A 13,009-nucleotide genomic window follows, 5' to 3' on the forward strand; every position below is an offset into this window, starting at 1 on the left:
AAATGGAAAATCATGTACTAGAATGGCAATATAGGAAAGTTTATTAATTTGCCACCCAATACATACATCATTTGCGAAGTATAAGAAAGAGGGTAATAAAGTGGGCATTATAAATGAAGATAGTTTCATTGAAACAGTCCACATGAAAGGTTTGCAAATCTCCCTGATTGCTTCGGGGGATGGGACAGAGGTTATTTATCATAAGCTTGAACCTGATGCTAGGTGGGGTCTGGAACCATTAGAAGGCGGTGAAACGCTAGAATATCTTCATTTGCTTTCCGGTAAACTGCTCTTAAAAGATTCTAATGGGGAAAAAACGCTCAGAGCTGGTGATTCGTTTCAAAGATGCCCAGTAACTGAACATCATATTTTTCAATCAATAGGTCAATCTGAATTTTTATATGTAACATCTAATCCAGTTTTTCATTACTATAGCAGAGTGACTAATGAATTAAGAGATTTGGTAATATCAATCGAAGAGAAAGATGGATATACAAGCGACCATTGCGATAGAATTACAAAAATGTCAATGCTAATGGCAGACGCACTTGATTTAAATTCCCGGCAAATTTTAAAACTTAATCTTGCTGCATTTTTACATGATATAGGAAAAGTGAAGGTGCCAGTTGGGATTCTTCAAAAACCAGGTAAATTAACCTCTGATGAGTGGGATTTAATGAAACAGCATTCTACATTTGGACGAGAAATATTGCAAGAGACAGGTTTGCCGAGTTTAATAGAAGCAGGCGAAGTGGTAGAGCAGCATCATGAAAGATATGATGGCACTGGATATCCCAAAGGACTCAAAGGGGATGAAATTGCAATAGAGGCAGCAATTATTTCTGTTGTAGACTCATTTGATGCAATGACTACTGATCGGGTATACCAGAAAGGCAGAAGCGTACTCGAAGCAATAGATGAACTTAGAAAAAATCGGGGCACCATGTACAATCCAGATATCGTTGATACATTTTTTAAAATAAAAGACAAATTAGTAGAAATTTAAGGGGGAACAAAAATGAAGAAAGCAGCATTTATTCTAGTAAGCTTGATGTTATTGCTTGTATTCAACGCAAATACATCAGAGGCTGCATATTTACCTGAATATGATAAATATGTAGAAGTATCGTATGAACAAGCTAGATATATAGCTGATTTAATGGGACTGCAAGATTATGAATTAGGAGAAGAAACAGCAAGATTGTCATTCGAATTGCAGGAAAGTTTGATTGCAAAGATAGAGAAAGTCCTGAAAACGGAAATTGACCATTATTACATCTGGTTAACCGTAGATGGTGAAACGGTTCTGGGAATAGATCCTCCACATCCTATGTTTTAATAGGTAGCAAGTCAAAGCAAAAGCTTTGACTTGCTTTTTTTTATGGTATTTCTAAAACATATCTATTTATAACTAGCCTTTTAGTTTCGTTTAGTAATCTGCAAAATCAAGATATTCACCTATATGCAAAAAAATGAGCTTAAGAATAAAGACTTTTTGAAGAAGAGAAAGAGGATGCCCCATATGCTTTTGCAATTGGGCACCCTCTTTTTATTAATCTTCCGCCCCTGAAACGATCCTTTCCGGATGAGAATAAACATTAAAAGACTGACCGCGTATAAAGCCAACGGCGGTGATATTAAGATCTTCTGCCAGTTTTATGGCCAAATCAGTCGGAGCTGATTTTGATAGGATGATGCCTACTCCTATTTTTGAGGCTTTAAGCAGAACTTCAGAAGAGATTCTGCCGCTGAATGCAATGACTTTATCCCTTACAGGAATCCTGTTTTCAATGCAATACCCAAGGATTTTATCTAGAGCATTATGCCGGCCAATATCTGTTCTGCTGACAATCATTTCTTCTGCAGAAAATAAGGCGGCATTATGTACTCCACCGGTTTCTTGGAAAGTCAGACTGCCATCCTGCAGCTGTTTCATAAATGAGATGCACTGGCTGGGAGACAAGGTCAGCTTAGATGTAGAAGTTCTGGCTGTCCTGGCATCATTGTGAAAATAAAATTGCCTGCTCTTCCCGCAGCATGAACCAATAAACCGTTTGGAGTGGAACTCATGGCTTGCTGTAGAAGTTTGGGTATGTAACTCCACATATGCAAATCCTTTGCTTTCATCTATTTGAATAGCCTTGATTTCTTCAATTCTCCTGATAAAGCCTTCAGAAGCCAAAAAGCCGATTGTTAATTCCTGAATATTCTCTGGGCTACAGACCATTGTTGCGAACTCTTCTCCATTTAGATGAATTGTGAGAGGGTGTTCGGAAACAATTGAATCTTCTGCTTCCTGCAGAACTCCATTCTGAAATCTGACAATTTTTCTGCTGCTTAGAATATCCATAATTCTTCCTCCTAGAACCTTTCGACTAACAAAATAGTAGCATATAATTTCAGTTAAACAAGAAATTTAGATTGTTTAGTTTGACAATAATTGTATTAATTGATTAACTTATTAAAGTGAAACCTGTATTGGACATGTATAATTGGGATTATACATGAAAATAGGTTAATGAGGGTTGAAATATGAACAAGTATGAAGCAGAATTCAGTAATTTAGTGCGCTCTTTCCGAAAAAAACATATGGGCAAAGGACCTAGTAAAGTTAGGACAACTTTCTGCAAACATTGGGCTATATGTGAAATGGAAGGTAATTTATCTCCTGTGGAAAAATTCATAGCAAGTGCAGACGAGGGGAAACAAATGCTTCGCGCTGCCAGAACAGAAATGGTCAAGGAAATGTATAAAAAAAACCGTCCGGCAGAAATGGAAGAATTTTTGCAGGCAAGACTAATAGACCTGTTTGTGGATATTGATATCGAACGGGATTTTGGAATGTCGGTATTTGTGTTCGATCAGGATATCCAAAGCAAGTTTATGGATTAAAAATTATTCATTAAAGACTGAAATCTGGAAAATATAATCCGGATTCCGGTCTTTTTTTATTTTTCTGGAATACAGCACACAACTGTCGTTGGATATCTTCTCTCAGTAAAATAGGGAATTATGTCATATAAAGATGGCGAAAAAAGGGGTTTAATGTCACGTTTGAAATATTTTTGTAATATTTCTATAACAAGTCTGTCAAATAAGGATGGTATAATCCTCCATGGAAAGACAAATTTACTAGAGATTTTTATTGTAATCGCTTAAAAAAATATACATAGATAAATAGTTTTATATTTTACGGCCGATTAAATGACCAAGTACATATTAGAAAGCAGGGTAATCACTTTGAGAAAAAGGCTCCTCGTTTTAAATACAACTATTATCCTTGGGCTTGGAAGTGCTTTTTCAATCCCAGGTGTAAATGCTGAATCAATCAATAAGCTCGAAAATCAAAAAAGCCAAATTCAGCAGCAGCGTTCCAGCTTGCAGGCCACACTGGCTGAAGCGGATAAGGAATTGGTAAGTGTACTAAAAGAAATCGCTGAGTTAAATACTAAAATTAGTAAAGTTGAAAAAGCGATTGAAGATAATAATAAATTAATAGCAGAAACTCAAACTAAAATTGCCAGCACTAAATCCGAAGTAGATCAATTGAAGGCAGAAATGGCTATCATTGAGGAAAGAATTGAAAAGAGAAGCGCTATCCTAAAACAGCGTGCACAATCTTTTCAGGAAAGCGGCGGATCAGTGGCATATTTAGATGTTCTTCTTGGTGCTTCCAGTTTCAGTGACTTTGTTGACCGTGTCGGAGCAGTAACCACATTTGTTCAGGCAGACAAACAATTACTGGAAGAACAGGAACAGGATAAAAAAGCATTTGAAGAAAAGAAGGCTGCTGTGGAAGAAGAGTTAGCGGGTTTGACCAGCATGATGACCGAATTAAAAGGCATGCAGTCCATCATGGAGGAGCAAAAACAGCAAAATAGCTCATTAATTCAGCAGTTAAAAGAAAAAGAAAATTCTATTGCTGATAAGAAGGCAAAGCTGCAAAGTGAAGATGTTAAATATGCTTCTATGATTGCTCAAATCGAACAAAGCATTTCGGCGCAAACAGCACCAGCAGCACAGTCAGCAGCTTCGGCTTCAGCTTCAGAAGGTTCAGCTTCTGCCAATAAGCAAACTCCTGCTGCCCAAAAAGCAAAAGGATCAGCAAGCTCTGCTCCAAAGCCAACTGTAAATGGCGGCAGTGCAATCAGCATTGTAACAACTGCAGGTAATAAATATATCGGTAATTCTGTTTATGTGTTTGGCGGCGGCAGAAATGCTTATGATATCGCCAATGGAAGATTCGATTGCTCAGGCTTTGTACACTGGGCTTTCTCCCAGGCTGGAATTAGTGTAGGGGCCAGCACAGATTCTCTTAAATTTGCTGGGCGCCAGGTTTCAGCAAGCGAGATGAGAGCTGGAGATCTTGTTTTCTTTGATACTTATAAAAGGGACGGCCATGTAGGCATTTACCTCGGCGGCGGTAAATTCATCGGATCACAAAGCTCAACGGGTGTTGCGATTGCGAACATGTCCAGCGGCTATTGGAAAACGAAGTTTAATGGCCGGGTTGTACGCGTTATAGAATAGAAAAATTGACCTGACTTTCATGTGAAAACGTGGAAGTCAGGTTTTTTTGCTGTTTTCACATAGATTGTTGTTTTAGCTTGTAAATGAGAGAGTCGATTTTCACCTTCAGGTTCTTGCTTTCAGCGAAGAGGGAGATTGTATTAACTTCTTTATTAGATTTTATGATATTGTGCCCGAATGTACTTCAGGTTCGGACTTGTTTTCTCGGATATCTTCTGCACCTGTCCGAATGAGCAATGTATTCGGACTCAATTTCACGGATTTCCTCTACACATGTCCGAATGAGCATCGTATTCGGACTCAATTTCATGGATATCCTCTACACCTGTCCGAATGAGCAATGTATTCGGACTCAACCTCCCGGATATCCTCTATATCTGTCCGAATGAGCAATGAATTCGGACTCGATTTCACGGATTTCCTCTACACCTGTCCGAATGAGCAATGAATTCGGACTTAACCTTCCGGATTTCCTCTACACCTGTCCGAATGAGCAATGAATTCGGACTCAACCTCCCGGATATCCTCTATATCTGTCCGAATGAGCAATGAATTCGGACTCGATTTCACGGATTTCCTCTACACCTGTCCGAATGAGCAATGAATTCGGACTCAACCTTCCGGATATCCTCTATACCTGTCCGAATGAGCAATGAATTCGGACTCAACCTCCCGGATATCCTCTATATCTGTCCGAATGAGCAATGAATTCGGACTCAACCTCCCGGATATCCTCTATATCTGTCCGAATGAGCAATGAATTCGGACTCAACCTTCCGGATATCCTCTATATCTGTCCGAATGAGCAATGAATTCGGACTCGATTTCACGTATTTCCTCTACACCTGTCCGAATGAGCAATGAATTCGGACTCAACCTTCCGGATTTCCTCTACACCTGTCCGAATGAGCAATGTATTCGGACTCAATTTCATGGATATCCTCTACACATGTCCGAATGAGCAATGTATTCGGACTCAACCTCCCGGATATCCTCTATATCTGTCCGAATGAACCATAGATTTAAACTCTAATAAGAATTTTTAATAAATTCAAAATATTTTATTGATTATTACTATTTGCCGTGATTTAATAGGTAATAACATATAACATATCAGATATGTGATGTCTGCAAGGAAGGAGGCAAGAGAATGAATGTAAAAAAGATTTCAACGCGAAAAATTTCTGAAATTGCTGCAGAGCAAATTGAAGATATGATTGCCAAAGGATCCTTTAAACCAGGAGAAAAGCTGCCATCAGTGAGAGAGTTATGCGAACTGTTTGGTGTCGGCCGATCCGCTGTCAGGGATGCTCTAACCTCCTTGCAGGGCAAAGGAATTGTGCATGTGAAACAGGGAGAAGGCACTTATATATCCCGGTTTGATTCATCAAAGCTTTTTAAAAGTCCCCATTTGCATCCAGGCATTAAAGACATCCAGGAATTATTCCAGGCAAGAAAAATGGTTGAAACAGGTCTCGCTGAAATGGCTGCCGCGAATCGGTCGGAAGCGGATTTGGCGAAGATGAATAAGCTGATTTCCGATGCAGCCATCCATGGATGGGAGGAGGATTATCAGTTTCATATGGCGATTGCCCATGCTGCAGGCAATGATATACTTATCCAATTTGTGCAATTTATTTCTGAAACATTGAAAAAATCCATGATCGATTTCCATCATTATCTTCAAACACGAAATGATATTGCCAAAAAGATTGAAGAGCAGCACCTGGGTATCTATTTGTCTATTAAAAATAAGCAGCCGGATCAGGCACATAAAAATATGATTGAACATCTAGAGCTGGTTGAGAAACTTTTGCAAATGAGTATCCTGCAGGAACGTTAAAGTTTTTTGAAATTTTTTAGAAACATTGTTTGTTATTAAGAAACAAATGAGGTGGATATGTTGATTGCCGCAGAATCGATAAGTGCTTTAAAAACTTATTTTAGAGAAGACCAGATAAGTAAAAATGAAGTTTCAAGCCTATATGGCAACTCAGGAGAAATGATTATATTACCGGAAACCGAAGATGAGATTGCAGCTGCACTTAAGCATGCTGATTTGAATGGTCTAACCATCAACATCATGGGTGGTGGCACAAAACGGGGATTCGGAGGTTTAATTGAAAAAGCTGATTTTCTCCTATCGCTTGAAAAATATACAGGGATTGTGGAACACACACCTGGTGATATGACATTAACAGTAAGAGCCGGAACTCGCTTTAAAGACCTTCAGGATTATTTGGCACAGCATAATCAAAAAATATCACTCGATCCTTTTTGGCCAGAAGACGCCACAATAGGCGGAATCATTGCTGCAAATGAAAGCGGACCCAAAAGGTTGGGCTACGGTTCAGCCCGTGATGCAGTCATTGGTTTAAGGACTGTTTATCCGGATGGAAAGGTAATACGCTCCGGTGGCAGAGTCGTAAAAAATGTTGCCGGCTATGATATGAATAAACTATTTATAGGATCGATGGGCACACTTGGTGTGATTTCTGAAATTACCTTAAAGCTTTGCCCAATCCCTAAATGTGAGAGCCTGGTTCTCGTTTCGTTTCCAGCTGGAAATCTGGAGGAAGTAAAGGCGTTTGCAGTGAAGGTACTGGATTCTATGATTGAACCAGTTTCGCTTGAGCTGCTGAATCCGGCACTTTCAGATAGACTTGCCGGAATAAAATCCTACACTATAGCTATGGGTTTTGAAGATGTTGAAAGCTCTGTACGTTATCAGGAGATTTTTGTGGGAAATATGCTGCCGAAGGATGCGAAATTGAGTATAAGCTCTAAGGAAAAAGTGGATTTGTTTTGGGACCGCTTTTACAGGCACATTCCTAGTGGGGCAGGCGAGGAAATGCCAATTCAAACAGAAGCCTCCCTTAAAATTGGTACTGTTAATCTCGACGCGGTGAGAGTATTAAAGGAAACAGAACTGCTCCAGGATAAATTCAATGTAATAATCGAATCACATGGAGGTCTTGGGCATGGGTTGAGTCAAGTGACCATTAGAGGAGCAGAGTCAGATGTCGCCAATGCCGCTGTACATGTAAGGCAGACCGCTGAAAGAGCAGGAGGATATGCGATTGCAAAACACCTGCCATTTGAGCTTCGGAAAAAAGTGGATGTTTGGGGAAGTAAACCTTCTTATTTCTTTTTGCTCCATGGGATTAAAACAAAGGTTGACCCAAATATAACATTAAGCCCAAACAGATTCATAGGAGGGATTTAAATGAGTGTCCGGGAACTCGATTTAAAGCAAGAGCCGCCATGTACCTCGGGATTGGGAAACTATTTATGGAGCGATCCGCCAGATGAAAAGAAATGGGCTGACTGTGTCCATTGCGGCATGTGTCTGGAATCATGCCCGACATATGAACAGACAGGTCAGGAACAGCATTCCCCAAGGGGGCGTGTACATTTAATAAAATCTGTGGCTGAAGGTAAGCTTCAAGTAAATGAGCAATTCATGGATCCAGTGTTTCAATGTCTGGATTGCCGCGCATGTACAACTGCATGCCCAGCTGATGTAGATGTTGGAGGTTTGATTGAGGAAGCTCGTGGCCAGATTCGGCAGGCGATGCCATTGACTGGTGTAAAAGGAGCCATCAGCAAGTTTTTTCTTCATGACCTTTTCCCTCACCAGAATCGCTTAAATACGCTGGGCGGCCTTCTGAAATTCTACCAAAAAAGCGGAATGCAAAAAGCAATCCGGAAAACCAAATTAATTAATATTATGCCGCAGCACCTTGTCGATATGGAATCTATCATGCCTGAAGTGAAAGAGCCTGTAAAAAAGAAATATAAAGACGTAAAAGTAATCAAAGCAAAAGGGGAGACAAAGCAGGAAGTTGCGATGCTGACCGGCTGTGTAATGGATGTCATGTTCAGTGATATTAATGAATCCACCATAAATGTACTGACTCGAAATGGAAATGATGTTGTCATACCCCAAAGCCAAACGTGCTGCGGAGCACTGCATGTTCACGCGGGTGACCGTGATATGGGCAGGAAGCTGGCGAAGCAGAATATGGAAGCATTCAAAGACTTTGATAAAGTGATTGTTAATGCAGCCGGATGCGGGTGCATGATGAAGGAATACGCAGAATTGTTTAAAGAAGACCCGGAAATGCATGCAAAAGCGGAAGAGTTCTCTGAAAAGGTTGAGGATATTTCAAAATTTCTTCATGATACAGGCTATGAAAAGCCAAAGGCTGAAATGAACACCAAAATTACTTACCATGATGCATGCCATTTAGCACATGGACAGGGGATCCGCCAGCAGCCGCGCGATATTCTCCTTGATATTCCTGGTGTTGACATGGTGCATATGCCTAATTCAGACCGGTGCTGCGGAAGTGCAGGAATATACAATATTACCAATCCGGAAATGGCCAATGCAGTCCTTGAAAGCAAAATGGAAAATGTTCCAGATGATGTGGAAATGATCTCAATGGGAAATCCCGGCTGTATGCTGCAAATGGCAATGGGAGTTCAAAAATACGGAAGGAATCAGAAAATTGTCCATACTGTCCAGCTTCTTGACTGGGCTTACCAAAAGGAAGACCGTGTGAAGGAGGGAAAAGAGTGAGAGCGAGAGATCGAGTTAAATCACAGGATAAACACATTTTAAAATTGGCTGAAATTGTGGGGGGAACCCGTTCCATTCTTTATCAGAAAGAAGATCTTGTTGCTTATGACTGTGACGGCTTTACGATCCATAAGCACCTTCCTAAGGCAGTTGTTTTTCCAAAGGATACACAAGAAGTGGCGGAGATTGTTAAATACTGCTCAGAAAACAATCTCCCCTTCCTGGCCAGGGGAGCTGGAACAGGGCTGAGCGGAGGAGCCATACCTCTTAATGGGGAAATAATTATCAGTATGGTTAGAATGAAAAAGCTTATTAGCGTTGATCTGGAAAACCGCCGAGCCGTTGTGGAGCCTGGATTTGTAAATCTGAAACTCACAAATTCAATATCCGATAAAGGCTATTATTACGCACCGGATCCATCCAGCCAATACTGCTGTACTATTGGCGGCAATGTTGCAGAAAATGCCGGCGGTGCACATTGTCTGAAATACGGAGTTACTACAAACCATATTCTTGGACTTGAAGTGGTCATGCCTAATGGCGAAATAGTGGAAATTGGCAAAAACGGTATTCCTGATGCTCCCGGATATGATTTGCTGGGTCTGATTACAGGTTCTGAAGGGACCCTTGGCATTGTGACAAAAATAACTGTGAGGGTACTGAAAAATCCTGAAGGAAAGCAGACTGTACTTGCCTATTTTGATCGGGTTGATGATGGAAGCCAGGCAGTATCAGATATAATATCTGCGGGTATTGTACCAGCAGCTCTTGAAATGATGGATAAGACTGCTATTGAAGGGGTGGAAGCTGCTGCTTTTCCTGTTGGCCATCCAAAAGATATAGAAGCAGTTCTTTTAATTGAAGTGGATGGAATTGCTGCGGGAATTGAGGAACAGATCGACCAAATCCTTGAGGTGTGCAGAAAGAGGAATGTCCGTGAAGTCCGTGCTGCCGGAAGTGAAGAGGAAAGAGCAAGATGGTGGGCGAACCGTAAGACAGGCTTTGGTGCCATGGGAGCGATTTCTCCTGATTATCTGGTTCAGGATGGGGTCATTCCTCGAAGCAAGCTGCCCGAAGTTTTAAGCAGAATCAACCAGATTAGCAGTGAATCGGGATTAAGGATTGCCAATATTTTTCATGCAGGAGACGGAAACCTCCATCCTCTTGTCCTTTTTGACGCACGGATTCCAGGAGAATCAGAGAAAGCACTTGAAGCTGGAAGCCAGTGCCTAAAAGTCTGCGCCGATGTTGGAGGGACCATAACTGGAGAACATGGAGTCGGCATTGAAAAGCGGGAAGAAATGCGATTTGTTTTCACAGAAGAAGAAATTGCTGCCCAGACAGAAATCCGGGAAGTCTTTAATCCTCATAATCTGCTGAATGCTGGAAAGCTGTTCCCATCGCCGAGCAGATGTGCTGAAATCAAAAAAGAGATGAAGGCACAGGCAATTTCATAAGATTGGTCAGCCTTCAGCAGAAGAAGGCTGGCATTTAACGAATGTTGAAAACATAAATCAAGCCATATCAAATTAGAGAAGAATAAAGTTGTGTGAAAATTATTGAAAATCCATTTGGAAACATGCTATTATTTTTTTAAGAGAAAGTTAGAAACGCCGTTTCGTAATAAGAAACAAGGATCGGCAACCGCATTAAATTTTAAATGGTAAAGCAGCAACCAAAGGAGGAAATGAATAATGGGAAACTATGTGAAAACAGGAAGCCTGCAAGTTGCAAGTGAGCTTTATGAATTTATCAATTCCGAGGCTCTGCCGGGAAGCGGAGTGGAACAGGAACAATTTTGGCCAGGTTTGGAAGCGCTTATAAACGATCTGACGCCTAAAAATAAAGCATTGCTGGCGAAACGGGATGAAATTCAGCATAAGCTGAACAATTGGCACAGGGAAAATCAAGATTTTGATTTTAATAGCTATAAATCATTTTTAGAAGAGATCGGCTATCTTGAGCCAGAGGCCGAAGATTTTAAAATTACTACAGAAAACGTGGATGATGAAGTAGCTGTGAAGGCTGGCCCTCAATTGGTTGTGCCAGTTAATAACGGGCGTTATGCGATCAATGCAGCAAATGCCAGGTGGGGAAGCTTATACGATGCACTTTACGGCACAGATGCAATCAGTGAAGAAAACGGGTCAAATAGAGACGGCGGGTATAATCCTGTAAGGGGGGAAAAGGTTATTGCGTTTGCCAGGGAATTCCTTGATCAAACCGTTCCTCTGTCAAGGGGTTCCCATAAAGACGCTGTTCAATATAAAGTGGAAGACGATAAGCTGGCTGTTGTACTTAACAATGGCGAAACTGCAAATCTAAAAGAAGAAGCAAAGTTTGCCGGATACCAGGGAGAGCAGGAACAGCCTTCTGCGGTACTTCTAAAGAATAATGGCCTTTATTTTGAAATTCAAATTGACAGAAGCCACCCAATTGGAAAAACGGATGATGCCGGAGTAAAGGATGTTTTGCTTGAAGCTGCAATTACCACAATTATGGATTGTGAAGATTCAGTAACAGCAGTTGACGCAGAAGACAAGGTTCTTGTGTACCGCAACTGGCTTGGTTTAATGAAGGGCGACCTTTCCGCCGCCTTTACAAAGGGCGCTAAATCAATGACACGGACATTAAATCCCGACCGTTCTTATGCTTCTCCAGATGGAAAGGAATTCTCATTATCTGGCCGCTCATTGATGTTTGTCAGGAATGTCGGACATTTAATGTCCATTAACGCCATTTTGGATGCTAATGGAAATGAAGTGCAGGAAGGAATCCTGGATACAGTAGTTACTAGCCTGATTGGCAAGCATACATTGCTTGGAAATGGCCCATACCAAAACTCATCAGAAGGTTCCATTTATATCGTTAAGCCAAAGATGCACGGTTCCAAGGAGGTTGCTTTTGCAAACAAGTTGTTTGACCGGACAGAAGATCTGCTCGGACTTGAGCGGAATACACTAAAAATTGGTGTAATGGATGAAGAGCGCCGTACATCTTTGAATCTTGCAGCCTGCATCCGTGAAGTAAAGGAGCGCATCGTATTCATAAACACTGGGTTCCTGGACCGAACTGGGGATGAGATGCATACTTCCATGGAAGCTGGCCCAATGATCCGCAAGAATGACATGAAGGCAACAGCCTGGCTAAAAGGCTATGAAAAATCCAATGTCAATACAGGTCTTGAAACAGGTTTCCAGGGCCGGGCGCAAATTGGAAAAGGTATGTGGGCTATGCCTGATATGATGGCTGATATGATGGAGCAGAAGATCGGCCATTTGAACGCTGGAGCCAATACAGCCTGGGTACCGTCTCCAACTGCTGCCACCCTTCATGCTTTACACTATCATCAGGTGGAAGTTCAAAAGGTGCAAAACCAGCTGCTGGAAGAAATTTCGGACCTTCGTGATGAAATCCTGCAGATTCCGGTTGCTGAAAATCCGCAATGGAATCCAGAGGAAGTTCAGGAAGAACTGGATAACAACGCACAGGGTATCCTGGGATATGTTGTCCGCTGGGTTGAGCAGGGCATCGGCTGTTCCAAAGTTCCTGATATCAATAATATTGGTTTAATGGAGGACCGTGCGACATTAAGAATATCAAGCCAGCATGTTGCGAATTGGCTGCACCATGGAATCTGCACGAAGGAGCAAGTGCTTGAGACACTAAAGAAAATGGCGAAGGTTGTAGATGAACAAAATAGTGGAGATCCCGCATACCGCCCAATGGCTGCTGATTTCGATCAATCAGTTGCATTCCAGGCAGCATGTGACCTCGTTTTTGAGGGCTATGATCAGCCAAATGGCTATACAGAACCGATTTTGCACCGCCGCCGTCTTGAAGCGAAGTCCAAGTATGCTGTTAAACAGTAATAGTTTTAGAACAGGGCATGCA

10 protein-coding genes are annotated in these 13,009 nt (G+C 41.4%); 9 read left to right on the forward strand and 1 reads right to left on the reverse strand.

All coding sequences use genetic code 11. The features are described from left to right. Positions 1–100 precede the first annotated feature (100 nt). Positions 101–1,006: an HD-GYP domain-containing protein gene (locus QUF73_00435; GenBank protein MDM5224672.1), complete on the forward strand. Its 906-nt coding sequence runs from the start codon at positions 101–103 to the stop codon at positions 1,004–1,006. A gap of 12 nt (positions 1,007–1,018) precedes the next feature. After that, positions 1,019–1,339, forward strand: coding sequence for an 8-amino-7-oxononanoate synthase (locus QUF73_00440; GenBank protein ID MDM5224673.1), 321 nt, complete (start codon positions 1,019–1,021; stop codon positions 1,337–1,339). A gap of 213 nt (positions 1,340–1,552) precedes the next feature. On the opposite strand, the gene fdhD is transcribed toward QUF73_00440, so the two are convergent. Beyond that, entirely contained in the window at positions 1,553–2,350 is a 798-nt protein-coding gene (gene fdhD, locus QUF73_00445; protein MDM5224674.1) for a formate dehydrogenase accessory sulfurtransferase FdhD, read from the reverse strand. Between the two features lie 182 nt (positions 2,351–2,532). Between fdhD and QUF73_00450 the strand changes: the two genes are divergently transcribed. From QUF73_00450 to QUF73_00480, 7 genes are all read left to right on the forward strand, one after another. After that, positions 2,533–2,892: a DUF2294 domain-containing protein gene (locus QUF73_00450; GenBank protein MDM5224675.1), complete on the forward strand. Its 360-nt coding sequence runs from the start codon at positions 2,533–2,535 to the stop codon at positions 2,890–2,892. 348 nt (positions 2,893–3,240) lie between these two features. Next, on the forward strand, positions 3,241–4,530 hold the full coding sequence (locus tag QUF73_00455; protein ID MDM5224676.1) for an NlpC/P60 family protein: 1,290 nt from the start codon (positions 3,241–3,243) through the stop codon (positions 4,528–4,530). A 1,150-nt stretch (positions 4,531–5,680) separates the two neighbouring features. Continuing rightward, a complete protein-coding gene (locus tag QUF73_00460) occupies positions 5,681–6,373 on the forward strand; it encodes a FadR/GntR family transcriptional regulator (protein MDM5224677.1) in 693 nt (230 codons plus the stop codon). A gap of 60 nt (positions 6,374–6,433) precedes the next feature. Next, positions 6,434–7,756: an FAD-binding oxidoreductase gene (locus QUF73_00465; GenBank protein ID MDM5224678.1), complete on the forward strand. Its 1,323-nt coding sequence runs from the start codon at positions 6,434–6,436 to the stop codon at positions 7,754–7,756. After that, entirely contained in the window at positions 7,757–9,115 is a 1,359-nt protein-coding gene (locus QUF73_00470) for a (Fe-S)-binding protein (protein MDM5224679.1), read from the forward strand. It begins immediately after the preceding gene. After that, positions 9,112–10,572, forward strand: coding sequence for an FAD-linked oxidase C-terminal domain-containing protein (locus QUF73_00475; protein ID MDM5224680.1), 1,461 nt, complete (start codon positions 9,112–9,114; stop codon positions 10,570–10,572). The genes QUF73_00470 and QUF73_00475 overlap by 4 nt, the downstream gene beginning before the upstream one ends. Positions 10,573–10,809: 237 nt before the next feature. Then, positions 10,810–12,987, forward strand: coding sequence for a malate synthase G (locus tag QUF73_00480; GenBank protein ID MDM5224681.1), 2,178 nt, complete (start codon positions 10,810–10,812; stop codon positions 12,985–12,987). The last annotated feature ends 22 nt before the right edge of the window (positions 12,988–13,009 follow it).

The organism is Cytobacillus sp. NJ13, from assembly GCA_030348385.1.
Classification (GTDB): domain Bacteria; phylum Bacillota; class Bacilli; order Bacillales; family Cytobacillaceae; genus Cytobacillus.

Excerpts from the sequence above, each read along its gene's own strand:
- QUF73_00450 (MDM5224675.1), top strand. The coding sequence starts at position 2,533 with ATGAACAAGTATGAAGCAGAATTCAGTAATTTAGTGCGCTCTTTCCGA.
- QUF73_00440 (MDM5224673.1), top strand. The coding sequence starts at position 1,019 with ATGAAGAAAGCAGCATTTATTCTAGTAAGCTTGATGTTATTGCTTGTA.
- QUF73_00480 (MDM5224681.1), top strand. The coding sequence starts at position 10,810 with ATGGGAAACTATGTGAAAACAGGAAGCCTGCAAGTTGCAAGTGAGCTT.
- QUF73_00460 (MDM5224677.1), top strand. The coding sequence starts at position 5,681 with ATGAATGTAAAAAAGATTTCAACGCGAAAAATTTCTGAAATTGCTGCA.
- fdhD (MDM5224674.1), bottom strand. The coding sequence starts at position 2,350 with ATGGATATTCTAAGCAGCAGAAAAATTGTCAGATTTCAGAATGGAGTT.
- QUF73_00470 (MDM5224679.1), top strand. The coding sequence starts at position 7,757 with ATGAGTGTCCGGGAACTCGATTTAAAGCAAGAGCCGCCATGTACCTCG.